At 62.4% G+C, this 25,961-nt stretch carries 24 protein-coding genes; 13 read left to right on the top strand and 11 right to left on the bottom strand.

Going from position 1 to position 25,961, the window contains the following annotated elements:
- Positions 1–45 precede the first annotated feature (45 nt).
- The 3 genes from mazG to rlmD form a co-directional block, all read right to left on the bottom strand.
- Positions 46–840: a nucleoside triphosphate pyrophosphohydrolase gene (mazG, locus tag ABTW55_RS08740; protein ID WP_060422434.1), complete on the bottom strand. Its 795-nt coding sequence runs from the start codon at positions 838–840 to the stop codon at positions 46–48.
- Between the two features lie 102 nt (positions 841–942).
- Positions 943–3,174: a GTP diphosphokinase gene (relA, locus tag ABTW55_RS08735; protein ID WP_033637137.1), complete on the bottom strand. Its 2,232-nt coding sequence runs from the start codon at positions 3,172–3,174 to the stop codon at positions 943–945.
- 9 nt (positions 3,175–3,183) lie between these two features.
- Entirely contained in the window at positions 3,184–4,533 is a 1,350-nt protein-coding gene (gene rlmD, locus ABTW55_RS08730; protein WP_033649231.1) for a 23S rRNA (uracil(1939)-C(5))-methyltransferase RlmD, read from the bottom strand.
- A gap of 66 nt (positions 4,534–4,599) precedes the next feature.
- Between rlmD and barA the strand changes: the two genes are divergently transcribed.
- Positions 4,600–7,326 (top strand): two-component sensor histidine kinase BarA, encoded by a 2,727-nt coding sequence (gene barA / locus ABTW55_RS08725; RefSeq protein WP_350429245.1) that lies wholly within the window; start codon positions 4,600–4,602, stop codon positions 7,324–7,326.
- 65 nt (positions 7,327–7,391) lie between these two features.
- Here the strand turns inward: barA and degP are convergent, their stop codons facing one another.
- Both degP and dgt read right to left on the bottom strand, forming a co-directional pair.
- Entirely contained in the window at positions 7,392–8,831 is a 1,440-nt protein-coding gene (gene degP / locus ABTW55_RS08720) for a serine endoprotease DegP (RefSeq protein WP_033649228.1), read from the bottom strand.
- Positions 8,832–9,011: 180 nt separating this feature from the next.
- Positions 9,012–10,529, bottom strand: coding sequence for a dGTPase (dgt, locus tag ABTW55_RS08715; protein ID WP_060422441.1), 1,518 nt, complete (start codon positions 10,527–10,529; stop codon positions 9,012–9,014).
- A gap of 129 nt (positions 10,530–10,658) precedes the next feature.
- Between dgt and mtnN the strand changes: the two genes are divergently transcribed.
- The 4 genes from mtnN (at position 10,659) to ABTW55_RS08695 (ending at position 13,228) form a co-directional block, all read left to right on the top strand.
- Positions 10,659–11,360: a 5'-methylthioadenosine/S-adenosylhomocysteine nucleosidase gene (mtnN, locus tag ABTW55_RS08710; protein WP_033637132.1), complete on the top strand. Its 702-nt coding sequence runs from the start codon at positions 10,659–10,661 to the stop codon at positions 11,358–11,360.
- Positions 11,361–11,382: 22 nt separating this feature from the next.
- Positions 11,383–12,168, top strand: a complete 786-nt coding sequence (gene btuF, locus ABTW55_RS08705; RefSeq protein ID WP_060422786.1) for a vitamin B12 ABC transporter substrate-binding protein BtuF — start codon at positions 11,383–11,385, stop codon at positions 12,166–12,168.
- Positions 12,168–12,782, top strand: coding sequence for a TRIC cation channel family protein (locus tag ABTW55_RS08700; RefSeq protein ID WP_049196046.1), 615 nt, complete (start codon positions 12,168–12,170; stop codon positions 12,780–12,782). The genes btuF and ABTW55_RS08700 overlap by 1 nt, the downstream gene beginning before the upstream one ends.
- A gap of 215 nt (positions 12,783–12,997) precedes the next feature.
- Complete coding sequence (locus ABTW55_RS08695) at positions 12,998–13,228, top strand: hypothetical protein (protein ID WP_060422443.1); 231 nt, start codon at positions 12,998–13,000, stop codon at positions 13,226–13,228.
- A gap of 55 nt (positions 13,229–13,283) precedes the next feature.
- Here ABTW55_RS08695 and erpA read toward each other — a convergent pair whose 3' ends face one another.
- Positions 13,284–13,628 carry an iron-sulfur cluster insertion protein ErpA gene (gene erpA / locus ABTW55_RS08690; RefSeq protein WP_004932708.1) on the bottom strand — a complete coding sequence of 115 codons (345 nt, stop codon included), beginning with the start codon at positions 13,626–13,628 and terminating at the stop codon, positions 13,284–13,286.
- A gap of 89 nt (positions 13,629–13,717) precedes the next feature.
- Positions 13,718–15,157, bottom strand: a complete 1,440-nt coding sequence (gene clcA, locus ABTW55_RS08685) for a H(+)/Cl(-) exchange transporter ClcA (protein WP_033637129.1) — start codon at positions 15,155–15,157, stop codon at positions 13,718–13,720.
- 174 nt (positions 15,158–15,331) lie between these two features.
- Between clcA and hemL the strand changes: the two genes are divergently transcribed.
- Positions 15,332–16,621 carry a glutamate-1-semialdehyde 2,1-aminomutase gene (hemL, locus tag ABTW55_RS08680; protein ID WP_060422446.1) on the top strand — a complete coding sequence of 430 codons (1,290 nt, stop codon included), beginning with the start codon at positions 15,332–15,334 and terminating at the stop codon, positions 16,619–16,621.
- Positions 16,622–16,681: 60 nt separating this feature from the next.
- Here hemL and ampE read toward each other — a convergent pair whose 3' ends face one another.
- Positions 16,682–17,536, bottom strand: a complete 855-nt coding sequence (gene ampE, locus ABTW55_RS08675; RefSeq protein ID WP_033631795.1) for a beta-lactamase regulator AmpE — start codon at positions 17,534–17,536, stop codon at positions 16,682–16,684.
- Positions 17,536–18,132 (bottom strand): 1,6-anhydro-N-acetylmuramyl-L-alanine amidase AmpD, encoded by a 597-nt coding sequence (ampD, locus tag ABTW55_RS08670; protein ID WP_060422448.1) that lies wholly within the window; start codon positions 18,130–18,132, stop codon positions 17,536–17,538. Before ampD ends, ampE begins: the two co-directional genes overlap by 1 nt.
- Positions 18,133–18,216: 84 nt before the next feature.
- Here ampD and nadC point away from each other — a divergent pair, with 84 nt between their 5' ends.
- The 4 genes from nadC to hofC all read left to right on the top strand — a co-directional run bounded on the left by nadC (position 18,217) and on the right by hofC (position 22,378).
- The gene (gene nadC / locus ABTW55_RS08665) at positions 18,217–19,107 is read left to right on the top strand and encodes a carboxylating nicotinate-nucleotide diphosphorylase (RefSeq protein ID WP_004932717.1); all 891 of its coding nucleotides are present in this window, start codon (positions 18,217–18,219) and stop codon (positions 19,105–19,107) included.
- 189 nt (positions 19,108–19,296) lie between these two features.
- Positions 19,297–19,734 (top strand): prepilin peptidase-dependent pilin, encoded by a 438-nt coding sequence (gene ppdD / locus ABTW55_RS08660; protein ID WP_041033285.1) that lies wholly within the window; start codon positions 19,297–19,299, stop codon positions 19,732–19,734.
- A 5-nt stretch (positions 19,735–19,739) separates the two neighbouring features.
- Positions 19,740–21,182: a type II secretion system protein GspE gene (gspE, locus tag ABTW55_RS08655; protein ID WP_060422449.1), complete on the top strand. Its 1,443-nt coding sequence runs from the start codon at positions 19,740–19,742 to the stop codon at positions 21,180–21,182.
- The gene (gene hofC / locus ABTW55_RS08650) at positions 21,179–22,378 is read left to right on the top strand and encodes a protein transport protein HofC (protein ID WP_049196042.1); all 1,200 of its coding nucleotides are present in this window, start codon (positions 21,179–21,181) and stop codon (positions 22,376–22,378) included. The genes gspE and hofC overlap by 4 nt, the downstream gene beginning before the upstream one ends.
- A gap of 53 nt (positions 22,379–22,431) precedes the next feature.
- Here hofC and ABTW55_RS08645 read toward each other — a convergent pair whose 3' ends face one another.
- Positions 22,432–23,475, bottom strand: a complete 1,044-nt coding sequence (locus ABTW55_RS08645; protein WP_015376656.1) for a GMP reductase — start codon at positions 23,473–23,475, stop codon at positions 22,432–22,434.
- A 362-nt stretch (positions 23,476–23,837) separates the two neighbouring features.
- Between ABTW55_RS08645 and coaE the strand changes: the two genes are divergently transcribed.
- The 3 genes from coaE to yacG are packed head-to-tail and all read left to right on the top strand — an operon-like array spanning position 23,838 to position 25,453.
- Positions 23,838–24,452: a dephospho-CoA kinase gene (gene coaE, locus ABTW55_RS08640; protein WP_033637119.1), complete on the top strand. Its 615-nt coding sequence runs from the start codon at positions 23,838–23,840 to the stop codon at positions 24,450–24,452.
- Positions 24,453–24,457: 5 nt separating this feature from the next.
- Positions 24,458–25,210, top strand: a complete 753-nt coding sequence (gene zapD / locus ABTW55_RS08635; RefSeq protein WP_033652917.1) for a cell division protein ZapD — start codon at positions 24,458–24,460, stop codon at positions 25,208–25,210.
- A gap of 51 nt (positions 25,211–25,261) precedes the next feature.
- Positions 25,262–25,453 carry a DNA gyrase inhibitor YacG gene (gene yacG / locus ABTW55_RS08630; protein ID WP_004932737.1) on the top strand — a complete coding sequence of 64 codons (192 nt, stop codon included), beginning with the start codon at positions 25,262–25,264 and terminating at the stop codon, positions 25,451–25,453.
- A gap of 39 nt (positions 25,454–25,492) precedes the next feature.
- Here the strand turns inward: yacG and mutT are convergent, their stop codons facing one another.
- Positions 25,493–25,897, bottom strand: coding sequence for an 8-oxo-dGTP diphosphatase MutT (gene mutT / locus ABTW55_RS08625; RefSeq protein ID WP_049196040.1), 405 nt, complete (start codon positions 25,895–25,897; stop codon positions 25,493–25,495).
- Positions 25,898–25,961: the final 64 nt, after the last annotated feature.

Below are 25,961 nucleotides of genomic sequence, written 5' to 3'. Positions count from 1 at the left end.
AACTTCCTTAATGTTCGATCCAGTGCCATTAACGTCGGCAGTACATCAGATTTCAGATTTCTTCACCTGTTGCCAGGCGTCTTCCATCTGCTCCAGCGTGGCGTCTTCCAAGTTCAGCCCGCGTTGTTTTACGATCGCTTCTACCTGGCGGAAGCGGCGCTCGAACTTGCGGTTCGCCGCCTGCAGCGCGTTCTCCGCCTTGTGGCCTAAATGGCGCGACAGGTTCACCGTGGCGAACAGCAGATCGCCGATCTCCTCTTCCAGCTTGCTCTCGTCGACCACCGCCTGGCGGGCTTCGTGCATCACTTCGTCGATCTCTTCGTACACTTTGTCCAGCACCGGGCCCAGGGTATTCCAGTCGAAGCCGACCGAGGCACAGCGTTTTTGGATCTTGTGCGCTTTCATCAACGCCGGCAGCGCCTGCGGAATATCGTCCAGCACCGAGTGCAGCGCTTTTTCAGCGCGCTCACCGGCCTTCAACTGCTCCCAGCGCGCCGCCACGGCTTCGCTGTCTCCGCCCTCGGCGTCGCCGAAGATGTGCGGGTGACGGCGCTCCAGCTTGTCGCTGATGGCGGTGCACACCTCATCGAAATCGAACAGTCCCTGCTCCTGCCCCATCTGGGCGTAAAACACCACCTGAAACAGCAAGTCGCCCAGCTCGTCGCGCAAATCGGCATAGTCCTGCCGCTCGATGGCGTCCAGCACTTCGTAAGTCTCTTCCAGCGTATAAGGCGCAATGGTGGCGAAGGTTTGCTTGCGGTCCCACGAGCAACCGATCTGCGGGTCGCGCAGCGTTTTCATGATGTTTAGCAGACGCTGCAGCGGAGTGGATTGGGTCATAAAAAATCTCTGAGAAAGCATGGGGGCGCAGGGGAGCGCCCGCCGAATTCATGGATTTCGGGCCGCATCCGCTATCGATACGGCCCGAAAGGCGATGTGGGCTTAGTTGCCGTGCAGACGCTTGGCGTCTATCACGTCCGGCAGCTGGTTCAGCTTCGCCAGCACCCGGCTCAGCACCTGCTGGTTGTAGATTTCGATATCCATGTCGATGGTGGCCAACTGCTTCTTGGTGTCGCTGCGGCTGGCGACGCCCAGTACGTTGACCTTTTCGTTGGCCAGAATGGTGGTAATGTCGCGCAGCAGCCCGCTGCGATCGTTGGCCATTACGCGCACCACCAGCGAATAACCGCTGGAGTAGCTTTCGCCCCATACCGCGTCGACGATGCGCTCCGGCGCGTGCGATTGCAGATCGACAAGCTGATCGCAGTCCGCCCGGTGGATCGAAATACCGCGCCCCTGGGTGATAAAGCCGACGATGTCGTCGCCCGGGATCGGCTGGCAGCAGCGGGCGATGTGGTGCATCAGGTTGCCCACGCCCTCCACCACCACTCGGCCGTTGTCCTTGTTGCGGGCCGGCGGCGGCGCTTTCTGCTGCACCAGCTGGCGCAGCGCCTCGCGATCCTGCTCTTCGGCGCTCGGCTTGTTGAACTTGCCCTGCAGGTAATTCACCATCTGGTTCAGGCGAATGTCCCCGCCGCCGATCGCCGCCAATACCTCGTCCAGCGAGTTCATGTTGTAGCGCGGGATCAGCAGCTTCTCGGCCTCTTTCAGGCTGATGCCGAGGTGTTCCAGTTCGTTGTCCAGCATCTGGCGGCCGGCGAGAATGTTCTTGTCGCGGTCCTGCTTGCGGAACCAGTTGTGGATCTTCGAGCGCCCGCGGCTGGTGGTGACATAACCCAGGTTCGGGTTCAGCCAGTCGCGGCTCGGGTTCGGCTGCTTCTGGGTGATAATCTCAATCTGATCGCCCATCTTCAGCTGATAGGTAAACGGCACGATGCGGCCGCCGATCTTGGCGCCGATGCAACGGTGGCCGACGTCGCTGTGAATGTGGTAGGCGAAATCGAGCGGCGTGGAGCCGGCCGGCAGATCCACCACGTCGCCTTTCGGCGTAAACACATACACCCGATCGTCGAACACCTGGCTGCGCACTTCGTCGAGCATCTCGCCGGAGTCCGCCATCTCTTCCTGCCAGGCGATGAGCTTGCGCAGCCAGGCGATGCGTTCTTCGTAGCCGGAGCGCACGGTCACGCCCGCGCCCTCTTTGTACTTCCAGTGCGCGGCTACGCCCAGCTCGGCGTCTTCATGCATTTGCCGGGTGCGGATCTGAATCTCGACGGTTTTGCCGCGCGGCCCCAGCACCACGGTGTGGATAGACTGGTAGCCGTTGGGTTTCGGGTTGGCGACGTAGTCGTCGAACTCGTCCGGCAGATGGCGGAAGTGGGTATGCACGATGCCCAACGCCGCATAGCAATCCTGCAGGCGCTCCGCCACGATGCGCACCGCGCGCACGTCGAACAGTTCGTCGAACGCCAGGTGCTTTTTCTGCATCTTGCGCCAGATGCTGTAGATGTGTTTTGGCCGGCCGTAGATCTCCACCCGAATACCTTCGCTGGCCATTTCGGCGCGCAGCCCGGCGACGAAATCGTCGATGAACTGTTCGCGATCGATGCGGCGCTCATGCAACAGCTTGGCGATGCGCTTGTATTCTTCCGGATGCAGGTAGCGGAAGCAGAAATCTTCCAGTTCCCACTTCAGCTGGCCGATGCCGAGCCGGTTGGCCAGCGGGGCGTAGATGTTGGAACACTCTTTCGCCGCCAGCACGCGCTCGTCTTCCGGCGCGTCTTTCACCTCGCGCAGGTGAGCGATGCGCTCCGCCAGCTTGATGACCACGCAGCGGAAATCCTCCACCATCGCCAACAGCATGCGGCGCACGTTGTCGACCTGTTCGGAGGCCATCGAGTCGTTTTGGGTAGCTTTCAGTTGGCGGATGGCGTCCATGTCGCGCACGCCGTGCACCAGCGCGACAATACCCTTGCCGAACGCTTCGGTCAGGGTCTCTTCCTGCACGATGCCGGCGTCCACCAGCGGGAACAGCAGCGCGGCGCGCATGCTGTCGTTGTCCATGCTCAGCGTCGAGAGGATTTCCACCATCTCCAGACCACGCCACAGCAGCAGCGAGGCGTCGGGGTGATTCTGGGTCTGCTGCTCACAATAACGCCAGGTTGCGGCCAATCGCTCACATGACTGCGGGTTAGGTAGCCCCAAGCCGGCTATCCACTCATCGAGAGCGAACTCACCCGCCGTATTCAGATGTGCACTTCTTACCGCAACCATAACTTCTCCCTACTTTGCAGCGACCTCTGGCGCGCGCTCGTTGATAAACAGCGCCATTGATTCAAGATGCCCCGTGTGCGGAAACATATCCAACATCCGCACGCGCGCAAGACGATAACCGGCGCTCAACAGCACTTTGCTGTCGCGAGCCAGCGTGGTGGGGTTACAGGAAACATACACCACCCGCGCCGGCGCCAGTTTTACAATGTGTGACATCACCCCGGCCGCACCGGCGCGGGCGGGATCCAGCATCACCTTATCAAACCCTTGTGCTGCCCAAGGTTGCCGCGCAACGTCGTCCTCCAGATTCTCGTGGAAGAACGATGCATTATTCAGCTTATTCTTATGTGCATTATATTGCCCATTCGCTACCAGCGTGGCAACACCTTCGATGCCCACCACCGCAGCGGCGCGGCGCGCCAGCGGCAGGGTAAAATTGCCCATGCCGCAGAACAGGTCCAGCACCCGATCATTGGGTTGAATGTCGAGCCATTCAAGGGCCTGCGCCACCATTTGTTGGTTTACGGCGTCATTGACCTGAATAAAGTCGCGCGGGCTGAAGTCTAAGCGTAGCCCGTCAACCTGATAATACGGCGTGTCACCGCACAGTTTTTCCACGCGATCGCTGTCCGGCGCCAGGTAAACGGCGAGGTTTTCCCGCTCGCCAAACGCCAACAGCGCCTGCCGATCCGCCTCTTTCAGCGCGTCGAGATGGCGCAGCACCAGCAGCGGGCCGTTATCCGCCAGCACCAGCTCTACATGCCCCAGCCGCCGTACCGCCTGCAGCCCGCTCAGGCAGGCGCGCACCGGCGCCAGCAGCCGTTCCAGCTCCGGCCGCAGCACCGGGCAGTGCTCCACCGCCACCAGCTCGCTGGAGGCCGCCTGTCGAAAGCCCATCATCAGGCGCTGCAGCTTGGGCTGCCACGCCAGGCTCAGGCGGGCGCGACGGCGATAGCCGTATTCCGGGCCGGCGATCACCGGCTCCTGCTGCGGGGTCACCCCGGTTTCGCGGGCGATCATGCGCACCAGCGCCGCCGCCTTGCTCTGCTGTTGCAGCGCCTCATCCGCATGCTGCTGCTGGCAGCCGCCGCACACGCCGAAATGCGGGCAGCGCGGCGCCACCCGCTGTGGGCTGCGGCTCAGCAGGCGCTTGAGCTTGCCTTTGGCGAACTGGCGCTTATCTTCGGTCAGCTGGATTTCCGCCTGCTCGCCCGGCAATACGCCCGGCACGAACACCGCTTTGCCGTCGTGGCGCGCCACGCCCTGGCCGAAAGGATCGAGATCGCTCACCGTCACGGTGAAGATTTGTGAGCTCTGCCGGGTCGTCACGCGGCGTTTGGGAGAGTAGAATTGCGCCATATTTGTCGATTGTGTGCTGGTTCATTAAGCTAGTGTCAGCTGTCAATTCTCCCACATTGGAATCCCATGACCAAATACAGCCTGCGTGCGCGCATGATGATCCTGATTCTGGCCCCGACCTTGCTGATTGGTTTGCTGCTCAGCACCTTCTTCGTGGTGCACCGCTATAACGAGCAGCAGGAGCAACTGGTCGACGCCGGCGCCAGCATCATCGAGCCGCTGGCGGTGGCCAGCGAGTACGGCATGACGTTCCGCAGCCGCGAATCGGTCAGGCAGTTGGTCAGTCTGTTGCACCGCCGCCATTCGGACATCGTGCGTTCGATCACCGTGTTCGATGCGCAGAACAATTTGTTCGTCACCTCCAATTATCACCACAACTTCGCTCAGCTGCAGCTGCCGAAAGGCGTGCCGTTGCCTACCGAGCTGATGCTCACCCGACGCGGCGATTCGCTGATCCTGCGCACGCCGATCCTGTCGGAAAGCCAGTATCCGGATGAAACCGCCGACGGCGGTAGCCACCCCGACAACAACCTGGGCTATGTGGCGATCGAGCTGGATCTGCAGTCGGTGCGGCTGCAGCAATATAAAGAGGTGTTCGTCTCCACCCTGCTGCTGTTGCTGTGCATGTGCATCGCCATCCTGTTCGCTTACCGGCTGATGCGCGACGTGACCGGCCCGATCCGCAACATGGTGAATACCGTCGACCGTATCCGCCGCGGCCAGCTCGACAGCCGCGTGGAGGGCTACATGCTCGGCGAGCTGCACATGCTGAAGAACGGCATCAACTCGATGGCGATGTCGCTCACCGCCTATCACGAAGAGATGCAGCAGAACATCGATCAGGCCACCTCCGACCTACGTGAAACCCTGGAGCAGATGGAGATCCAGAACGTCGAGCTGGATCTGGCGAAAAAACGCGCGCAGGAAGCGGCGCGCATCAAGTCCGAATTCCTGGCCAACATGTCGCACGAGCTGCGCACCCCGCTCAACGGCGTAATCGGTTTCACCCGCCAGATGCTGAAAACCGATTTGAGCGCGACCCAGACCGACTATTTGCAGACCATCGAACGCTCGGCCAACAACCTGCTGACCATCATCAACGACGTGCTGGACTTCTCCAAGCTGGAGGCCGGCAAGCTGGTGCTGGAGCATATTCCGTTCGCCCTGCGTGAAACGCTGGACGAAGTGGTGGTGCTGCTGGCGCCCAGCGCGCACGATAAGGGGCTGGAACTGACGCTGGATGTGCACAACGACGTGCCGGAGCAGGTGATCGGCGACTCGCTGCGCCTGCAGCAAATCATCACCAACCTGCTGGGCAACGCCATCAAGTTCACCGAAACCGGCAATATCGATATTCGCGTCGAGCTGCGCAAACAGCTGGATCGCCGGGTGGAAGTGGAAGTGCAGATCCACGACACCGGCATCGGCATCTCCGAACGCCAGCAGTCGCAGCTGTTCCAGGCGTTTCGTCAGGCGGACGCCAGCATCTCCCGCCGCCACGGCGGCACCGGGCTGGGGCTGGTGATCACGCAAAAGCTGGTGAAAGAGATGGGGGGCGATATCTGCTTCCACAGCCAGTTGAACCGCGGCTCGACCTTCTGGTTCCACATCACGCTGGATCTGAACGAGGGCATGCTGTCGCTGGCGCCGAGCCTGCCGGATCTGAACGGCAAAACGCTGGCCTATATCGAGTCCAACCCGACGGCGGCGCAGGCGACGCTCAACATGCTCAGCGTCACGCAGCTGGTGATCACCCACTCGCCGACGCTGGCCCAGCTGCCGCCAGGCCACTATGACTTCCTGCTGGCCGGCGTGCCCATCCCGTTCCGCGCCAATATGGCGCAGCACGAGGACAAATTGCTGGCCTCGCTGAAGCTGGCCGATCGGGTGATTCTGGCGCTGCCGTGCCAGGCGCAGATCGACGCCGAGCTGCTCAAGCAACAAGGCGCGCTCGGCTGCCTGATCAAGCCGATCACCAGCACCCGGTTGTTCCCGCTGCTCAGGATGGAGACACCGACACGCCTCACCGCGCCGCCTGAGCGTAAACGCCTGCCGCTGACGGTGATGGCGGTTGACGACAACCCGGCCAACCTGAAGCTGATCGGCACGCTGCTGGGGGAACAGGTAGAAAAAACCCTGCTGTGCGAGAGCGGCGAGGAAGCGCTGGCGCTGGCGCGCGACAACGTGCTGGATCTGATCCTGATGGACATTCAGATGCCGAAGATGGACGGCATTCACGCCAGCGAGCTGATCCGCCAACTGCCGCATCACAACTCCACGCCGATCGTCGCCGTTACCGCCCATGCCGCCAGCGGCGAGCGCGAGCACCTGCTGCAGGCCGGGATGGACGACTATCTGGCCAAGCCGATCGACGAGAAAATGCTGACCCGCGTGCTGTCGCGCTACCACAGCGGCGACGTGGAAAACGCCGTCGCCGACGACGCGCCGCTGTCGCTCGACTGGCCGCTGGCGCTGCGTCAGGCGGCCAATAAACCGGATCTGGCGCGCGATCTGCTGCAAATGCTGCTCGATTTCCTGCCGCAGGTGCGCGAGCGGGTGCAAGCGCTGCTCGACGGCCAGCATGACGACGAGATCCTCGATCTGGTCCATAAGCTGCACGGCAGTTGCAGCTACAGCGGCGTGCCGCGCCTCAAGCAGCTGTGTTTCTACCTCGAGCGGCAGCTGCGCCAGGGCGTCACCAACGACGAGCTGGAGCCGGAGTGGCTGGAGCTGTTGGATGAGATTGAACTGGTGATCCACGCGGCGCGCGCGCATCTGACGCAACCGGCCTGAATCCTCAGGCCATAACGCAAAAAGGCACGCCGCAGCGTGCCTTTCTTTTTAACGCCAGACGCCTATCACTGCGCCAGCAGGTACAGCTGGCTTTCGCCGCGCTGGATATTCAACGCCAGCACCGACGGCTTGCTGTCGAGGATTTTACGCAGCTCGCCCAGGTTCTGGATCGGCTGCTGGTTCACGCCCAGGATCACATCGCCCTTTTTCAGGCCGATACGCGCCGCGGCGCTGCCGGCTTTCACGCTGTCGACCTTGACGCCCTTCACATTGCCGACCTGGGTGTTGCTCAGCTCGGCGCCTTCGATGCCGGTGTAGATATTGCCCGAGGCCACCTGAGTCTGCGCGCTTTGCTCCAGCGTGACGTCAATCGTCACCGGTTTGCCGTCGCGAATAATGCCCAGCGACATCTTGCTGCCGACCGGCAGCGTGCCGATCTCCGCCCGGAACGAGGCGAAGCTGGAGATGGCCTTGCCGTTCATGGTGACGATCACGTCGCCGGCCTTGATGCCCGCCTTCGCGGCGGAAGACTTCGGCATCACCTGGCTGACGAAGGCCCCGCGCTGCGCGTCGACCTTCATCGCCTTGGCCAGCTCAGAGTTCAGCTCGGTGCCCATGATGCCCAGCTCGCCGCGTTTCACCTGGCCATATTCGACCATTTGCGCCGTCAGGTTTTTCACCATGTTGCTCGGAATGGCGAAGCCGATACCGATGTTGCCGCCGTCCGGCGCCAGGATCGCGGTGTTGATGCCGATCAGCTCGCCGTTCAGGTTAACCAGCGCGCCGCCGGAGTTACCGCGGTTGATCGCCGCATCGGTCTGGATGAAGTTTTCGTAGTTTTCGATGTTCAGGCCGCTGCGCCCCAGGGCGGATACGATGCCCGAAGTGGCGGTTTCACCCAGCCCGTACGGGTTGCCGATCGCCACGGTGTAATCGCCGACGCGCAGCTGATCGGAATCCGCCATCTTGATCGCCGTCAGATTCTTGAAGTCTTTCAGCTGGATCAACGCGATATCGGAACGCGGATCCTTGCCGATCACCTTGGCGTCGAAACGGCGGCCGTCACTCAGCTGCACCTGAATCTTGTTGGCGTTGTCCACCACGTGGTTATTGGTCACCACATAGCCCTTGGCGGCATCGATGACCACCCCGGCGCCCAGCGCCTGGAATTTCTGCTGCGTGCCCTGCGGCTGGCCATCCGGCCCTGGCTGTTCGCCGCCCTGACACATCGGTGAGCCCTGGAATGGCGAACCGTCCTGGCAGAACGGCGAATCTTCGCCGAAGAACTGTTGGAACTGCTGCGGCATGCGCGGCGTATTGACCGTGGTGCTGCCCTCAACGTTAATGCTCACCACGGAAGGCATCACCTTTTCCAGCATCGGCGCCAGGCTCGGCAGCTGTTGGGTGTTGGAAGAGGCGGTTTCAGCGGCGCTGGCCGTGACCGGGCCCATCGCCATACCGATACTGAATGCCAGTGCGCTCAGAACTAATGCGGTTTTTTTCATCTGTGTGTCTCTTATAAAGTCGTTCAAAAAGAATGGCCGTCTTGCGTGCTTATTCAGAGTTAATTAATAGCCCGAAGTTCCGGCACAGATGATTGGCAATAGTAAACAAATATTGTCCGTCTTTACAAAAGTCGAGACAGCCAACCGGTTGGAATTGCTGACAATTATTCTTCAGTTGAATTATTCCGCCGCCATTAATCGACGATATTCATCATAGGCGTAAAGGTCGGTCATTCCGCTGATATAGTCCTGCAATAAACGGGCGCGGAAATAATATTCCCGAATGGCTTGCTGCTCCGGCGATAAATGCTGCAGCCCCTCTACCGCCTCCGCATACGCCAGCCGATGCTTGGTGGACAGCTTGTGGAACAGGCGCGTTTCGATCGGGTAAGCGCGGTGGCTGTCCTCGCGCACCAGCTGGCTGAAGTCCGCCAGCGACATCGCCAGCAGCGGGCTGTAAATGTCCAGCAGGCCGCTGATCACCCGGTAGCCTTGCAGCTCGAGCTGCTCGACCTCCGGGTGGTTGAACACGTGCTTGAACGCCACATTTTTAAATATTTTCAGCAGCCGGTACGCCGGGCTGGAATCCTCCAGCAGCGCCTGATTGAAACTGCCCTGATAGACCGCGTCCAGATTGTCGATAAAGCGCTGCGCCGCGTGCGGCACCAGCCGCGCCACGGTAAACACCCGCAGATACATGAAGAACTGATCTTCCGCGCTGCGCCGCGCGCCGCCCCGATCGATCTTGCGAAACGCGCTGGCGACGGTCTTGTCGAACAGATCGCCCGGCGCTACTTCGCCCCACTCCTGAATCAGGTGCTGATACAGCTGCTCGACGGTGAAAATGCTCTTCTCCACCGCGTCTTCCAGATCGGCCACGCAGTACGAGATATCGTCGGCGGCCTCCATGATGTAGGTCAGCGGGAAACGATCGAACTCGCCCATGTGCAGCTCGCGCCGCAGCCGATCGACGAAGGCCTCTTCCGCCAGATAGTAGCCGGGCTTTTTCATCAGATAGCTGTGGCTGGCGGGGATGTCGCTCGCCCAGTAGGCCGGGCGGGTGTATTTCAAAATGCAGCCGACCTGCGCGTAGGTCAGGTTGAGCTTCAGCAGGCTGTACACCATGCGGATCGCCTGGGCGTTGCCCTCGAAGTGGCTGAGATCCTGACGGATCCGGCTGCGCAGCCGGTTCAGATCGCTCTCCCCTTCATGCAGGCGCAGCGTCACCACCTGGCAGCGATCGTGGCTGCCCGGCTCGCTGCCGCAGCTGGCGGGATCGAGCCGTTGGGCGAACCAGTCGTTGATCGCCGACTCACCGAAGTGACCGAACGGCGGATTGCCGATGTCGTGCATCAGACAGGCCATTTCCACGATGCTTTCAAACGGATCGAGCAGCCGGGTCAGGCCGAGCTCATCAATTCTCCCTGCCTGTTTGAAGCGGTTGAGGATCTCTTTGGCGATGTGGCGCCCGACCTGCTGCACCTCCATCGAGTGCGTCAGGCGGCTGCGCACCGCCGCGTTGCGCTCCAGCGGAAACACCTGGGTTTTTTGCTGCAGACGGCGAATGGCGGCCGAGTTGACGATGCGCCCGCGATCGCTCTCGAACTGCCGCACGATGTCGTACTCTTCCTCGGCCTCGATCGGTTTGCTGAAAGGCCGTTGGAAGCTGATTTTTTGCTTGAAGTCGATCCCGGACATCTGTTTCTCCGCCGTTGCGCCCTGCCCCCGTGATAACAATTCCCGGCGGCGGATGCAACGCATTATCTCTCTCACACAGCCATGATAGACTATGCCGCAATTCTCACGGCCAATCAGCGAGTGTTATTTATGAAAGTAGGCATCATCGGCGCAATGGAGCAGGAAGTCACCCTGCTGCGCGATCAAATCGAAAACCGTCAAACCATTCAGCGCGCGGGCTGCGAAATCTACACCGGCCAGATCGGCGGCGTTGAGGTGGCTCTGCTGAAATCCGGCATCGGCAAAGTTTCTGCGGCCATGGGCACCACCCTGCTGCTGGAACACTGCAGCCCGGATCTGGTGATCAACACCGGTTCCGCCGGCGGCCTGGCCAGCACCCTGCGCGTGGGCGATATCGTGGTGTCGGAAGAAGTGCGCTACCACGACGCCGACGTCACCGCTTTCGGCTACGAGCCGGGTCAGATGGCCGGCTGCCCGGCGGCGTTCGTCGCCGACGACGCGCTGATCGCGCTGGCGGAAGGCTGCATCAAACAGCTGGATCTGCACGCGGTGCGCGGCCTGATCTGCAGCGGTGACGCCTTCATCAACGGCGCCGAGCCGCTGGCGCGCATTCGCGCCACCTTCCCGCGCGTCGCCGCCGTGGAAATGGAAGCCGCGGCGATCGCCCACGTCTGCCATCTGTTCGGCACGCCGTTCGTGGTGGTGCGCGCCATTTCCGACGTCGCCGACAGCGAGTCGCACATGAGCTTTGACGAGTTCCTGGTGGTAGCGGCCAAACAGTCCACGCTGATGGTCAACGCCATGCTGCAAACCCTGGCCAAGCGCGGTTAATGTGAGGCTGCGCTTTACCTCGATGCTCTGTTTGTTGGCGCTCTGGCTGGCCATGCCGGCCGGCGCCGCCCAGCGGGTGATCAGCCTGGCGCCCAACGCCACCGAACTCGCCTATGCCGCCGGCATGGGCGATGTGCTGGTGGCGGCGAGCGCCTATTCCGATTATCCGCCGCAGGCCGCCAGGCTGGAGCAGGTGGCCACCTGGCAGGGCATCAATCTGGAGCGGGTGCTGGCGCTCAAGCCGGACCTGATCCTCGCCTGGCGCGGCGGCAATCCGCAGCGCGTGCTGGATCAGCTCGCCGCGTTCGGCATCCCAATTTTCTATGCGGACGCCGACACCCTCGAAGGGATCGCCGGCTTGCTGGACCAGCTGGCGCAATACAGCCCGCACCCGGAGCAGGCGCATCAGGCGGCGGAAGGCCTTCGCCGCCAGTTCGCCGCTCTCAGACAACAGTACGCCGCTAACTCGCCACGGCGCGTGCTGCTGCAGTTCGGTACCCAGCCGCTGTTCACCAGCTCCGGCGCCACATTGCAAAGCCAGGTGCTGGCTCTGTGCGGCGGGCAGAACGTCTTCGCCGACAGCCGCACCCCTTGGCCGCAAATCAGCCGCGAACAGGTGCTGGCGCGTCAGCCGCAGGCCATCGTCATCACCGGCGGCGCGAAAGAAGCCGCCAATGTGAAAGCCTTCTGGGCGCCGCAGCTGCAGGTGCCGGTGATCGCGCTGAACGAAGACTGGTTCAACCGCGGCGGGCCGCGCATCCTGTTGGCGGCGCAGCAGCTGTGCCGCCAGCTGGCGGAGATCCGCTGATGCTGGTGTTCTGGTTGGATATTCTCGGTACGGCGGTGTTCGCCATCTCCGGCGTACTGCTGGCCGGCAAGTTGCGCATGGATCCGTTCGGCGTGCTGGTATTGGGCGTGGTCACCGCGGTCGGCGGCGGCACCATCCGCGACATGGCGCTGGCCAACGGCCCGGTGTTCTGGGTCAAGGATCCCACCGATCTGGTGGTGGCGATGATCACCTGCGTCTTGACGCTGCTGCTGGTGCGCCAGCCGCGCCGTCTGCCGCAGTGGGTGCTGCCGGTGCTGGACGCCGTCGGACTGGCGGTGTTCGTCGGCATCGGCGTCAACAAGGCCTTCGCAGCCGGCACCGGCCCGCTGGTGGCAATCTGCATGGGGGTGATCACCGGCGTCGGCGGCGGCATTATCCGCGACGTGCTGGCGCGCGAGATCCCGATGATCCTGCGCACCGAGATTTACGCCACCGCCTGCATCATCGGCGGCATCGTGCACGCCACGGCGTTTTACACCTTCCACATGCCGCTGCAACAGGCCATGATGTTGGGCATGATCATCACCCTGGCCATTCGGCTGGCGGCCATCCGCTGGCACCTCAAATTGCCCGCCTTTATTCTCGAACGCTGAGCCGTCGCCCTGTGGGGCGGCGCTTGGCAACGCCGCATTGGGTGATTTATTAGACTAAAAACGGGCTTGGTGGTATTATTTTCACCCAATAAATAGCGTAGTGACGATGTAAAATTCTGTTATCCGCAGGTTAATCCCCTCCCCGCGCTGTTAAACCTTTTTAACTTTTTGCCGATAAGTCATCACAAGATTGCTTACGGATGGCTATTCCCGCAATGATGAAAAAAATCCTGCTTGCCTGCTGTGGCGCCCTGCTGAGTGGCGCCGCGCATGCCGATGCCGTCAGCGGCCGGATCGGCGTTACTCTCACCATTGAACCGCAATGCGCCGTGCGCCTCGAGGCCGCCGCCCCACGGGCCGAATGCAGCCATGCGGCGGCGCAGCCGAACATTACCCGCCAACCGGCGCAGGAGAACGGGGCGGAAGTGATCCTCGTGGAATGGTAGGCATAAAAAACCCGCCGGCCGTAAGGCGAGCGGGTTGATATTCTGACAGGCAAACTCAGATGCTGAACGACGAACCGCAACCGCAGGTGGTTTTGGCATTCGGGTTGGTCACCACGAAGCGCGACCCTTCCAGCCCTTCGGTGTAGTCCACCGAACCGCCGACCAGATACTGCAGGCTCATCGGATCGACCACCAGCGCCACGCCCTGCTTCTCGATGGTCATGTCGCCATCGTTGACCTTGTCGTCAAAAGTGAAGCCGTACTGGAATCCGCTGCAGCCGCCGCCGGTAATGTAAACCCGCAGCTTAAGGTTCGGGTTTTCTTCGTCAGCAATCAGGAACTTAACCTTGTTTGCTGCTGCCTCGGTAAATTGCAGGGGCAGTGCCGTTTGATCACTCATACTCTTTACTCCCAACATTGTTCAGCATCAGATCGCTACTATGGCTGCCTGATTAATATTAACGATTATCCGATACCTGAGTGTTGCGTTCAAGTATTCACCGCATTTGTTGTATTTTCCTTACCTGTTTTCTCCGCCGCTTCCCGCGCCAGCTGCGCCTCCTGCCTTTGCAGCGTGCGGGCCAGGATCGACGAATACAGCGGCTTGCCGCCGAGCAGCTGCGCCACCACCGTGGCACCGAGGCAGGTGATGATCATCGGTAAAATGAGTTGGTAGTTGTCGGTCATTTCCAGCACCAGCACGATGCCGGTCAGCGGGGCGCGCACCGTGGCGGCGAACAGCGCCCCCATGCCGGCGATGGCGAAGGTGCCCGCCTCGATGCCGTACTGCGGGAACAGATGCGCCCCCGCCAGCCCGAAGGCGGTGCCGAACAGCGTGCCCAGCGCCAGCATAGGCGCGAAGATGCCGCCCGGCGCGCCGGAGCCGAAGCACAGCAGCGTAGTGAAGATGCGGGTAATAAAGATGAACATCAACATGCCGACGCTGTAATTGCCCGCCGCGGCGATCGGGATCAGCCCAAAGCCGCCACCCGCCGCCTCCGGCTGGATCAGCCCCAGAATGCCGCACACGCCGCCGAGCAGCCCGCCCATCAGCAAGACATTGCGCATTCTGCCGCCGTGCAGGCGCGCAAACATATCCTGAGTGCGGAAGATCAGCGCGTTGAATCCCACGCCCACCGCGCCGAATATCGCCCCCAGCACCAGATAGAGCCACAGGGTATTAATGGGCGCCGAAGAAAGTTTATCGACCGCGATCACCGAGCCCTGGCCGTTAAACAGCTGGAACACCACGCTCGACATGATCACGCCGATAAACACCGCTTTAATCGAGATCAGGTTGTAGCGGAACTGCGGCCGCATCTCTTCGATGATGAACAAGATGCCGGCCAGCGGCGCGTTGAACGCAGCGGACAACCCGGCGGCGGCCCCGGTCGCCAGCAGCGTATGACGCGCCTCGGCGCCGCGAATGCGCAGCACGTCCAATACCATGCGCCCGACGTTGCCGCCCATTTGCACCGTGGGCCCTTCGCGCCCCAGCACCATGCCCGCCCCCAGCGTGCCCATGCCGCCGATGAATTTCACCGGGATCACGCGCCACCAGCGCACCGGCCGCAGCTCCTCCAGCGCGCCTTCGATCTCCGGAATGCCCGAGCCGCCCGCCTCAGGGGCAAAGCGCCGCACCAGGTAATAGCCCAGCGCCGCCAGCGCGGCAGACAGGATAAACGCCAGTGGCCACACCAGGATCCAGGAGTCGGCGACCTGCGCCAGCGAAGCCAGCCGCTGCTGCTGCACCCACTCCACCGCCTTATCGAAGGCCACGCCGAGCAAACCGGCCAGCGTCCCCACCAGCGCGGCCATCACCAGGATCGCCACCGGCGTTTTATCGCGGCGAATAAACTGACGCACCGCATCGCTGCGGCTAAGACGCGGGCTCAACGTCCCGACTGGCTGTGATTGTGATTCCGTCATCGCGAGTAATTCGTTAGGTAATTTGTAATACAAATAGGCAAGGCGGTTATTCTACCCCAACCCGGCGGCGGGCGCTGCCGTTAATGGTATCTGACTGTGATCGTTTCATAACGCGGCGCTCTCCTCTAGAATAGCGCGGTCAAATCATTCAAAAGAGAATCCAGGAGCCGATTTATGAGCCTACACAGCAAGTCCGAAAGTCTGTACGCCCAGGCGCAACAGTTGATCCCCGGCGGGGTGAACTCTCCGGTGCGTGCATTCACCGGCGTGGGCGGTGTGCCGCTGTTTATCGAGCGGGCAGACGGGGCTTATCTGTTCGATGCCGACAGCAAGGCCTATATCGACTATGTCGGTTCCTGGGGGCCGATGGTGCTGGGACACAACCACCCGGCGATCCGCGACGCGGTGATCGAAGCGGCGCAGCGCGGCCTGAGCTTCGGCGCGCCGACCGAGATGGAAGTCAAAATGGCGCAGCTGGTCACTGAGCTGGTGCCGACGATGGATATGGTGCGCATGGTGAACTCGGGCACCGAAGCCACCATGAGCGCCATCCGCCTGGCGCGCGGCTACACCAACCGCGACAAAATCATCAAGTTCGAAGGCTGCTACCACGGCCACGCCGACTGCCTGCTGGTGAAAGCCGGTTCCGGCGCGCTGACCCTCGGCCAGCCGAACTCACCGGGCGTGCCGGCCGATTTCGCCAAGCACACCCTGACCTGCACCTATAACGACCTGGATTCGGTGCGGACCGCCTTCGAGCAGTACCCGTCCGAGATCGCCTGTATCATCGTCGAGCCGGTCGCCGGCAACATGAACTGCGTGCCGCCGCTGCCGGAATTCCTGCCGGGCCTGCGCGCGCTGTGCGACAAGTACGGCGCGCTCTTGATCATCGATGAAGTGATGACCGGCTTCCGCGTGGCGCTGGCCGGCGCACAGTCCTATTACGGCGTCGAGCCGGATCTGACCTGTCTGGGCAAAATCATCGGCGGCGGCATGCCGGTGGGCGCCTTCGGCGGCCGCCGCGACGTGATGGACGCGCTGGCGCCGACCGGCCCGGTCTACCAGGCGGGCACCCTGTCCGGCAACCCGATCGCCATGGCGGCGGGCTATGCCTGCCTGACCGAAGTGTCGCAGGTGGGCGTGCACCAGACGCTGACCGAACTGACCGAGATGCTGGCCGCTGGCCTGCTGCACGCGGCGCAGGAAGAGAATATCCCGCTGGTGGTCAACAACGTCGGCGGCATGTTCGGCCTGTTCTTCACCGACGCGCCGGCGGTCACCTGCTACCAGGACGTGATGCAGTGCGACGTGGAACGCTTCAAGCGCTTCTTCCATCTGATGCTGGAAGAAGGGGTGTATCTGGCGCCGTCCGCCTTCGAAGCGGGCTTCATGTCCGTGGCGCACAGCAAGGAAGACATTCAGCGCACCATCGACGCCGCGCGTCGCTGCTTCGCCAAGCTGTAATCCCGGCCGAATGGCCAAAAAAACGGGCGCCTCGGCGCCCGTTTTGCTTTTCGCTGCCGCTTAAAGCAGCGTGCCGTAAATGGTCAACAGCGCCACCACCACCACGATGATCATCGTCACCTTGCGCGCCAGCGTCACCGCCGCCCGCGGCGTTTGCACCGGATCCATATGCGGATCGCGCGCCAGCGAGAACTGCGCCAGCCGCGTCAGCACCTGATACGACGACGAATGCCGATCCCCCAGCGAGGCGAACCAGGCCGGCAGCGCACGCTCGCCGTGGCCGAACAGCGCGTAGGCCACCCCGGCCAAGCGCACCGGGATCCAGTCCAGCCAGTTCAGCAGGTGATCGATGCCCGATTGCGAACGCTCCAGCGGCGTATTGTGGCGCGCCAGCCAGGTTTGATAGGCGCGCAGGAAGGCATACCCCGCCAGCGCGATCGGCCCGTAAGGCCCAAAGACCACGAACCAGAACAGCGGCGCCAGATAATAACGGAAGTTGATCCACAGCAGCGCGTTTTGCAGCTCGCGCAGGCGCAGCTCTTCGCTGCAGTCCACCGGCAAACCGTGGATCAACGCCAGCTCTTCCGCCATCTGATCGCTGGCGTGGGTATCGCCCTGCCGCGCCGCTTTCAGGTAGGCGCGGTAGTGTTTGCGCTTGATGCCGGCGCCGACGCACAGCAGATCGATGACGATCCACAGCAGCAGCGTCACCACGCCGAAGAACAACCCGTGCGACAGCCACAGAACGCCCCAGACGATCACCATCCAGGCGGCGGTCATCGCCAGCGTCTGCGCCAGCGAAACCCGATGCAGCCGCTGAAACACCACTTCGAGACGGTGATCCAGCTGCCAGTGTTCTCCCAGCTTAAACAGGCGCTCCCAGGCCAAAACCAGCAACAGCGTAAACAGCGTCATTAGCGATTCCTCTCCCTTTTTCTTGTCTCAAGCATAGCGTCAGCGGGCGCGCCGCGTTGTTCCAGAGATGCCAGATAGCGATCCCAATCGAACGCCGGCCCGGGATCGGTCTTGCGGCCGGGGGCGATATCGCAATGCCCGGCGATATTGGCCGCCAGCGGCGGATAATGTTCTGCCAGCAGCGCGGTGACCGCCTGCAGCGCGCGGTATTGCGCCTCGGTGTAGGGTAACTGATCGGTGCCTTCCAGCTCGATGCCGATGGAGAAATCGTTGCACCGGTCGCGCCCCTGATACAGGGAAACGCCCGCGTGCCAGGCGCGCTGGTCGAAGGGCACGTACTGCACGATCTCCCCGTCGCGGCGGATCAGGCAGTGCGCCGACACCCGCAGCTGATGGATCTCGGTGAAATAGGGGTGCTGCGCGGGATCGAGCGTGCCGGTAAACAGCTGGTCGATATAGGGGCCGCCGAACTCGCCGGGCGGCAGGCTGATGTTGTGGATGACCAGCAGCGACGGCGGCTCGTCATCCGGGCGCCGATCGCAGTGCGGCGAGACCACTCGCGTCACCCCGACAATCCAGCCATTTTCCAACTGCATCAGACACCTCTCTGCGGTGGTACTTATTCCTGCAACAGAGTAGCATGTTCCCCTACGATCTAACCGTCCATTTCGGAGTTTTCCATGCCGACACGCCGCTACAGTGCCGACAGTCGCCGCACCGAGCTTCTTGAACGAATTGAAAGTGATATTCCCTATGCCGTCGCCCAGGCGCTACGCGAAGACCTGGGGGGTGAAGTCGACGCCGGGCGCGATATTACCGCGCAATTGTTACCGGCGGACAAGCAGGCCGAAGCCACCGTCATCACCCGCGAAGCCGGCGTATTCTGCGGCCGCCGCTGGCTGAATGAGGTCTTTATTCAATTGGGCAATCAGGTGCAGGTGGAGTGGCTGGTGGCGGACGGCGACCGTCTGACGCCGAACCAACCGCTCTGCCGGCTGCGCGGCCCCGCACGAGTGATGCTGACCGGCGAGCGCACCGCGCTGAACTTCGTGCAGACGCTCTCCGGCGTGGCGACCGAGGTCAGCCGCTATGTGGCTCTGCTGGAAGGCACCCGGACTCGCCTGCTCGATACCCGCAAAACCCTGCCCGGCCTGCGCACCGCGCTGAAATACGCCGTGCTGTGCGGGGGCGGCAGCAACCACCGGCTGGGGCTGTCCGACGCCTTCCTGATCAAGGAAAACCACATCATCGCCTCCGGCTCTATCAAGAACGCGGTGGAAAAAGCCTTCTGGCTGCACGCCGACGTGCCGGTGGAAGTGGAAGTCGAATCGCTCGATGAACTGCAGCAGGCGCTGGACGCCGGCGCCGACATCATCATGCTGGACAACTTCAGCGTCGAGATGATGCGCCAGGCGGTCGCCCAAACCCAGGGCCGCGCCCAGCTGGAAGTATCCGGCAACGTCACCAGAGAGACGCTGCGCACCTTCGCCGAGACCGGCGTGGATTACATTTCGGTCGGCGCGCTGACCAAGCATGTGACCGCGCTCGATCTGTCGATGCGCTTCAAATGATCCCCTCGCCCCCGGCCGCTGCCGGGGGCGTTACCGTAAAATTGCGAAGCCCCTCGCACCCTTTTATTCACCGCTGCAAACAACGTCATTACTGATGGAAGCGCGCCGAGAAACGCGCAAAAGCCCCTCGCCGTGCCCCCGCGCAAACCGCTACCGTTGCCTTCCACACCCTTATGGAGGAGACAACGCATGGAAACGCAACGCGGCTTTACCCTGATAGAACTGATGGTGGTGATCGCCATCATCGCCATCCTCAGCGCCATCGGCATTCCCGCCTACCAGCGCTACATCCAGAAAGCGGCGATGACCGACATGCTGCAAACCATGTCGCCGTACAAACTGGCGGTCGAGCTGTGCGTGCTGGACGAAGGTGCCCCCACCGGCTGTGAAGCCGGCAGCAAAGGCATTCCCACCGGCGGCACGTCGCGTTACGTCAGCGGGGTGAAAGTCGTCAAAGGCGTGATCACACTGACCGGCACCCAAACGCTGCAGGGGCTGGCGGTGGCATTAACCCCCAAAGTGAACGCCGATGGGCTGACCCGCTGGAGCCGACTGTGCAGCAGCGAAAACGCAACGCTGGTTGAAGTGTGCCAGGAAGTCTTCCGCTTCGACAACGCGGCGGAGTAACGGCGATGAACGCGCAAATCAGCGAAGAAGTTCACGCCCTGTGCCGGCGCTATCAGGCGCTGGCGCTGAACGAAGATCCAACCACCCTGACGATCGCGCTCAACGAAGAGGCGCCGCAAGGGCTGCTGGCGGCGCTGCGTTTCGCCACCGGCAAGCGCATCCATCTGGAGCAATGGCCGGCGGCCAGGCTGGAGCAGGCGCTGAACCAACGCCAGGAACCGCTACCGGCGCCGCTGGCGGCCGAAGAAGACAGCGCCGACATCGCCTACCCCGACGACGGCGACGCGCCGGTGGTGCAGTTCATCAACCAGACGCTGCGCCTGGCCATTCAGCGTCGCGCCTCGGACGTCCACTTCGAGCCCTTTCGGCAGCATTTTCGCATTCGCCTGCGCATCGACGGCGTGCTGCAAACCCTCGCCTCGCCGTCACCCCAGCTGACCGCACGCCTCATCGCCCGGCTGAAGATCCTCGGCCAGCTGGATATCGCCGAGCGCCGTCTGCCTCAGGACGGGCAGCTCAGCCTGACGCTGGACGGCGCGCGCTATGCCATGCGTATCGCCACTCTGCCGACGCTGCACGGCGAAAAGGTGGTGCTGCGCGTTCAGCAGGGCGAACAGCAGGAGCTGCCGCTGGATCAACTGGGCATGAGCCGAGCGGACCTGGCGCGCTACGCGGCGGCGCTGGCCTGCCCGCAAGGTTTGATCCTGGTGACCGGCCCGACCGGCAGCGGCAAGACGGTAACGCTGTACAGCGGCCTGCGCCAGTTGAACGATGCGCAAAGCAACCTGTGCAGCGTCGAAGATCCTGTCGAGATCCCGCTGTTCGGCGTCAATCAAACCCAGATCAACGCCAAAACCGAGCTGAGCTTCGCCCGGGTGCTGCGCGCCCTGCTGCGCCAGGATCCGGATGTCATCATGATCGGCGAGATCCGCGATGCGGAAACCGCCGAGATCGCGGTCAAGGCCGCGCAAACCGGCCACCTGGTGCTGTCGACGCTGCATACCAACTCCACCGGCGAAACCCTGACGCGCCTGATGCACATGGGTATCCCCGGCTACCTGCTCGCCGGCTGTCTGAAACTGGTCATCGCGCAGCGGCTGGTGCGCAGGCTGTGTCGCCACTGCCGCTACCCGCACAGCCAACCCACGCATTTTCCTGCCTCGGTCTGGCCGGAACCGCTGACCGCCTGGCGCGCCGATGGCTGCGAGCATTGCTTCGGCGGCTACTACGGGCGCATCGGCGTGTATGAACTGTTGCCCATTACGCCGGAAATACAGGCGGCGTTGCTGGCGAACGCCGCTCCCAGCCGGCTGGCGGATGTCGCCCGCGAGCAGGGGCAGCTTTCGCTGCTGCAGGCGGGCCTGGCGCTGGCCAGCGAAGGCGCGACCTCGCTGGAAGAGCTGTACCGCGTGATCGACGTCGTCCAGCTCGGCGTAACCGCGCCATGAAAGCGCGCCGGCTGTTTCTTTGGCAGGCTTTCGACGCCCAGGGCGCCCTGCACCGCGGCGAACTGATGAGCGATGAAAAACGGCAGGTGAGCCGGTTACTGATTGAGCAAGGTATGCAACCCTGGCGGATCGGGCACGGCAAACGCGTCACGCCCGGCCAGTGGCGCGGAGAACCTTTGATCCACTTCACCCGCCAACTCGCCACCCTGCTGCAGGCCGGGTTGCCGCTGGTCAATACGCTGCAGCTTCTGGCGGCAGAGCACCCTTCGGCGGCCTGGCGTTGCCTGTTGCGCCAGTTGGCAGAACAGGTGCGCGAAGGGCAGCCGCTCTCCGAAACCCTTGCCGCGCAGCCAGGCGTTTTTCCACTTATCTATCGCCAACTGATCGCCATCGGCGAGCTAACCGGCAATCTCGATCGCTGCTGCCTGCAGCTGGCGCAACAGCAGGAAGCCCAGCTGCTGCTGCGCCGCAAAGTGACCAAAGCGCTGCGCTATCCCCTCTTCATCTGTGCGGTGGCGCTGCTGGTCAGCGTGCTGATGCTGGTGATGGTGCTGCCGGAATTCGCCAAGGTTTATCAGTCGTTCGATGCGCCGCTGCCCTGGTTTACCCAAGGGTTATTGGGGTTGTCCGCGCTGCTGATCGCCGTTGGCCCCTATTTGGCGCTGCTGCTCGGCGCGTTGATGTTCGGCTATTGCCGCTGGCTGCATCCGCGCCCGCCGTGGCGCCGACGTGAGCAGGCCGCCTTGCTGCGCCTGCCGCTGATCGCCCGGCTGGTGAGCGGCGGCGCGCTGAGCCAAACGTTTCGTATTCTGACCATGACCCAACGCGCGGGGCTGACGCTGGTGGAAGGGTTGAACGCGGCGGCGCTGGCGGCCGACCATCTGCTGTACCGACAGGCGCTGGAGCAGGTGCAGCGGCAGCTCGCCGAAGGCGAGGCGTTTCATCACGCCCTCGCCCTGCAACCGCTGTTTCCGCCGCTGTGCCGGCAGCTGGTGCGGGTGGGCGAAGAATCGGGCTCGCTGGACGTCTTGCTGGATAAATTGGCGCAGTGGTATGAACGGCAGACGCACGAGCTGGCCGATACGCTGGCGCAAACGCTGGAGCCGCTGCTGATGCTGGTGGTGGGCGGGATTGTCGGCGCTTTGGTGATCGCCATGTACCTGCCTATCTTTCAACTGGGGAGCGTGCTGGGATAAAGGAGAGGTATAGCGGGCGCCGCGGTACGCGACGCCCGAATGCAAGGTGCGGCTTATTTGCTGCCGAAGACGCGGTTTTCCTGCTCCGCCACGCGGATAAAGGTGGTGCGCTTGGTCAGCTCTTTCAGGCGCTCGGCGCCAACGTAGGTGCAAGCAGAGCGCAGGCCGCCGAGGATATCGCGCACGGTAAACTCCACCTCGCCGCGCAGCGGCAGTTTGACGGTTTTGCCTTCGGCCGCGCGATACTCCGCCACGCCGCCGACGTGGCGCTTCATCGCCGATTCGGAGCTCATGCCGTAGAACAGCATGAACTTTTCGCCGTTCTCTTCCACCACGGTGCCTTCACACTCGTCGTGGCCGGCCAGCATGCCGCCCAGCATCACGAAGTCAGCGCCGCCGCCGAAGGCTTTAGCGACGTCGCCCGGCACCGAGCAGCCGCCGTCGCTGACGATTTGGCCGCCCAGCCCGTGGGCAGCATCGGCGCATTCAATCACCGCCGACAGCTGCGGGTAGCCCACGCCGGTCTTCACGCGGGTAGTACAGACTGAGCCCGGGCCGATGCCAACCTTAACGATGTCGGCGCCGGAGAGGATCAGCTCTTCCACCATCTCGCCGGTCACTACGTTGCCGGCGCAGATCACGTGATTCGGGCAGGCTTCGCGCGCTTTCTGCAGGAAGGCGACGAAATGTTCAGAGTAGCCGTTGGCCACGTCGATGCAGATGAATTTCAGCGCCGGAGACAGAGCCAGGATCTGCTGCATTTTGGCGAAGTCGGCTTCGGAGGTGCCGGTGGACACCATCACGTGGCGCAGCACCGATTCCGGCATGCGCTGCACAAAGTCAGCCCATTGCTCGACGCTGTAATGTTTGTGTACGGCGGTGAGAACGTCGAAAGAAGCCAGGGCCTCGGCCATGCGGAAGGTGCCCACCGTGTCCATGTTAGCGGCGATAATCGGCACGCCGGACCAGCTGCAACCTGAATGCTTGAAGGTAAACTGACGTTCCAGTTCAACCTCGGAGCGGCTTTTCAGCGTGGAACGCTTAGGGCGGATCAACACGTCTTTAAAGCCCAACTTCAAATCTTCTTCAATACGCATGACTTATGATTTCCTGGTTAATGGCGACGGATCGCAAGGAGGATGTTCGAATCTCTGCCCGACGGCTTTCCAGTGGCGCAAAAAGACGGCGGCGAGATTAATGCCAGTTCCAGTGACGTTATAATACGCGCTAATAATCGCCGAACAAGACTGCGAATTCGCCTTTATTTACGCTACAATCCGACAAATTTACCTGCATAATCGCAGTGTGATTGCCCGCTCATTTTTGCCGTGCCGCTGCGCTTTTTCTCGCCGCCCGAACGGTGCCGACGCGCAAGCGCCGCCTGCCGACTTGCACTTCTGCGCGATCGCTTTATGATTCGACTATTATTTTTTTATGAACATCGGATGCACCTAACACCATGGCCTACATTGTTGCGTTGACCGGGGGCATAGGCAGCGGCAAGACGACCGTCGCGAACGCCTTTGCGCGCCACGGCGCAACCCTTGTCGATGCCGACGTGATCGCCCGTCAGGTCGTCGAGCCGGGCACCCCTGCCTTGGCCGCGATCGCCGAACGATTTGGTAATGAAATGTTGCTGCCGGACGGCGCGTTGAACCGTGCTGCGCTGCGTCAGCGCATCTTCAGCCATCCCGATGACAAAACCTGGCTGAACCAGCTGCTGCATCCGCTGATACACCGTGAAACCCAGCGCCAACTGGCGCAGGCCGCCAGCCCGTACGCGCTGTGGGTGGTGCCGCTGCTGGTGGAAAACGGCCTGCAGGATCGCGCCGATCGGGTGCTGGTGATCGACGTCGACGCCGAAACCCAGCTGGCTCGCACCATCGCGCGCGACGGCGTCAGCCGTGAGCAAGCTCAGAGCATTCTCGCCGCCCAGGCCACGCGCCGGCAGCGCCTCGCCGTGGCGGATGACATTATTGACAACAGCGGCGCCGCTCAGGGGATAGAGCCACAGGTCGCCGCACTGCATCGTCGCTACCTTGAACTGGCGGCAACAGCGCCCCAACAGGATTAAACTGCATGAGTGATGTTTCCCCAACCGTTCTCTTTGAACACCCGCTGAACGAAAAAATGCGCACCTGGCTGCGCATCGAATTTCTGCTGCAACAGCTGCACGGCCAACGCGCCCTGAGCGAAACCGCCATCGCTCTCACCTTCTTTCGCACCGTCTCCGACTTGCTGGACGTGCTGGAGCGCGGCGAAGTACGCACCGAACTGCTCAAAGAGCTGGAGCGCCAGCAGCAGAAACTACTGGCCTGGGCCGATGTGCCGGGCGTGGACATGGCGCTGATCGATCAGCTGCGCGGCCAGTTGAAGTCGCGCTCATCGGCGCTGATGGCGGCGCCGCGCCTCGGTCAGGCGTTGCGCGAAGACCGGCTGATCGGCCTGGTGCGTCAACGGCTGAACATTCCCGGCGGCTGCTGCAGCTTCGATCTGCCGACCCTGCACATGTGGATGCACGCGCCGCAGCAGGATCGCGACGCCGACGTCGCCACCTGGCTGCAGTCGCTGGATCCGCTGAACCAGGCGCTGACCATGGTGCTGGATCTGATCCGCCAGTCCGGGCCGTTCCGCAATCAAATCAGCCTGAACGGCTTTTTCCAGGACAACGCCGAAGGGGCAGATCTGCTGCGCCTGCGCCTCCATCTGGCGCCGCAGCTTTATCCGCAGATTTCCGGCCACAAGACGCGTTATGCCATTCGTTTCCTGCCGCTGGATAGCGAAAATGGCGTGGTGCCTGAACGCCTGACGTTCGAACTGGCCTGTTGTTGAACTTGTGAAAGAAAGCCTTCTCAGCACTGACAGAAGGCGTAAGGAACCGTTATGACGACCGTAGTAAAATGCCCAACCTGTGGCACCGGCGTGGTTTGGGGTGAAGTCAGCCCGTTCCGGCCGTTTTGCAGCAAGCGCTGCCAGCTGATCGATCTCGGCGAGTGGGCCGATGAAGAGAAGCGCATTCCGAGCAACAGCGATCTGTCGGAAAGCGAAGACTGGAGTGAAATGGACGATCGCTGATCACCCACGGTTGGCCTGGCAGGCGCCAGGCCACGCTTGTCATTGCGCGGCGTTCGCCTGCGCCACCAACAGTCGGATGATGCCGACGTTGGCTTCCGGGAATTCGTCTTCACGCAGCTCCGCCTGTTTTACCCAGCGCATCGGTTGCCCTTCACGGCCGAACGGCTCGCCTGCCCAGGCCTCCACCAGATAAAAATTCAGCGTCACGATGCGATCGCTGAAGCGATGCTCCACCACCTCCAGCAGCTCGGCACGTTCGGCTTCGATACCGGTCTCTTCCCGCAGCTCGCGGCTCAGCGCCTGTTCCGGCGTTTCACCCTGTTCGATCTTGCCGCCGGGAAACTCCCAGAACCCGGCCATGTGCGCGTCGGCGGCGCGGCGGGTAATAAAGATCTCCCGTTGCGCATTGCGGATGATGCCCACGGCGATATTCAGATGTTTCATCTCACCCTCCTGATGGGTGTCAAAAAACAGGGGCTCAGCAAGCTGAACCCCTGGTGTTATCGGT

The organism is Serratia sp. SM04 (genome assembly GCF_040280225.1).
Classification (GTDB): domain Bacteria; phylum Pseudomonadota; class Gammaproteobacteria; order Enterobacterales; family Enterobacteriaceae; genus Serratia; species Serratia sarumanii.
Note: the sequence above shows the minus strand (reverse complement) of the source record. Positions and strands in the feature narration are given on the sequence as shown.

What these genes read in the sequence shown, in the direction of transcription:
- mazG (WP_060422434.1), bottom strand. Translation starts at nt 840, where the DNA reads ATGACCCAATCCACTCCGCTGCAGCGTCTGCTAAACATCATGAAAACG.
- relA (WP_033637137.1), bottom strand. Translation starts at nt 3,174, where the DNA reads ATGGTTGCGGTAAGAAGTGCACATCTGAATACGGCGGGTGAGTTCGCT.
- rlmD (WP_033649231.1), bottom strand. Translation starts at nt 4,533, where the DNA reads ATGGCGCAATTCTACTCTCCCAAACGCCGCGTGACGACCCGGCAGAGC.
- barA (WP_350429245.1), top strand. Translation starts at nt 4,600, where the DNA reads ATGACCAAATACAGCCTGCGTGCGCGCATGATGATCCTGATTCTGGCC.
- degP (WP_033649228.1), bottom strand. Translation starts at nt 8,831, where the DNA reads ATGAAAAAAACCGCATTAGTTCTGAGCGCACTGGCATTCAGTATCGGT.
- dgt (WP_060422441.1), bottom strand. Translation starts at nt 10,529, where the DNA reads ATGTCCGGGATCGACTTCAAGCAAAAAATCAGCTTCCAACGGCCTTTC.
- mtnN (WP_033637132.1), top strand. Translation starts at nt 10,659, where the DNA reads ATGAAAGTAGGCATCATCGGCGCAATGGAGCAGGAAGTCACCCTGCTG.
- btuF (WP_060422786.1), top strand. Translation starts at nt 11,383, where the DNA reads ATGCTCTGTTTGTTGGCGCTCTGGCTGGCCATGCCGGCCGGCGCCGCC.
- ABTW55_RS08700 (WP_049196046.1), top strand. Translation starts at nt 12,168, where the DNA reads ATGCTGGTGTTCTGGTTGGATATTCTCGGTACGGCGGTGTTCGCCATC.
- ABTW55_RS08695 (WP_060422443.1), top strand. Translation starts at nt 12,998, where the DNA reads ATGATGAAAAAAATCCTGCTTGCCTGCTGTGGCGCCCTGCTGAGTGGC.
- erpA (WP_004932708.1), bottom strand. Translation starts at nt 13,628, where the DNA reads ATGAGTGATCAAACGGCACTGCCCCTGCAATTTACCGAGGCAGCAGCA.
- clcA (WP_033637129.1), bottom strand. Translation starts at nt 15,157, where the DNA reads ATGACGGAATCACAATCACAGCCAGTCGGGACGTTGAGCCCGCGTCTT.
- hemL (WP_060422446.1), top strand. Translation starts at nt 15,332, where the DNA reads ATGAGCCTACACAGCAAGTCCGAAAGTCTGTACGCCCAGGCGCAACAG.
- ampE (WP_033631795.1), bottom strand. Translation starts at nt 17,536, where the DNA reads ATGACGCTGTTTACGCTGTTGCTGGTTTTGGCCTGGGAGCGCCTGTTT.
- ampD (WP_060422448.1), bottom strand. Translation starts at nt 18,132, where the DNA reads ATGCAGTTGGAAAATGGCTGGATTGTCGGGGTGACGCGAGTGGTCTCG.
- nadC (WP_004932717.1), top strand. Translation starts at nt 18,217, where the DNA reads ATGCCGACACGCCGCTACAGTGCCGACAGTCGCCGCACCGAGCTTCTT.
- ppdD (WP_041033285.1), top strand. Translation starts at nt 19,297, where the DNA reads ATGGAAACGCAACGCGGCTTTACCCTGATAGAACTGATGGTGGTGATC.
- gspE (WP_060422449.1), top strand. Translation starts at nt 19,740, where the DNA reads ATGAACGCGCAAATCAGCGAAGAAGTTCACGCCCTGTGCCGGCGCTAT.
- hofC (WP_049196042.1), top strand. Translation starts at nt 21,179, where the DNA reads ATGAAAGCGCGCCGGCTGTTTCTTTGGCAGGCTTTCGACGCCCAGGGC.
- ABTW55_RS08645 (WP_015376656.1), bottom strand. Translation starts at nt 23,475, where the DNA reads ATGCGTATTGAAGAAGATTTGAAGTTGGGCTTTAAAGACGTGTTGATC.
- coaE (WP_033637119.1), top strand. Translation starts at nt 23,838, where the DNA reads ATGGCCTACATTGTTGCGTTGACCGGGGGCATAGGCAGCGGCAAGACG.
- zapD (WP_033652917.1), top strand. Translation starts at nt 24,458, where the DNA reads ATGAGTGATGTTTCCCCAACCGTTCTCTTTGAACACCCGCTGAACGAA.
- yacG (WP_004932737.1), top strand. Translation starts at nt 25,262, where the DNA reads ATGACGACCGTAGTAAAATGCCCAACCTGTGGCACCGGCGTGGTTTGG.
- mutT (WP_049196040.1), bottom strand. Translation starts at nt 25,897, where the DNA reads ATGAAACATCTGAATATCGCCGTGGGCATCATCCGCAATGCGCAACGG.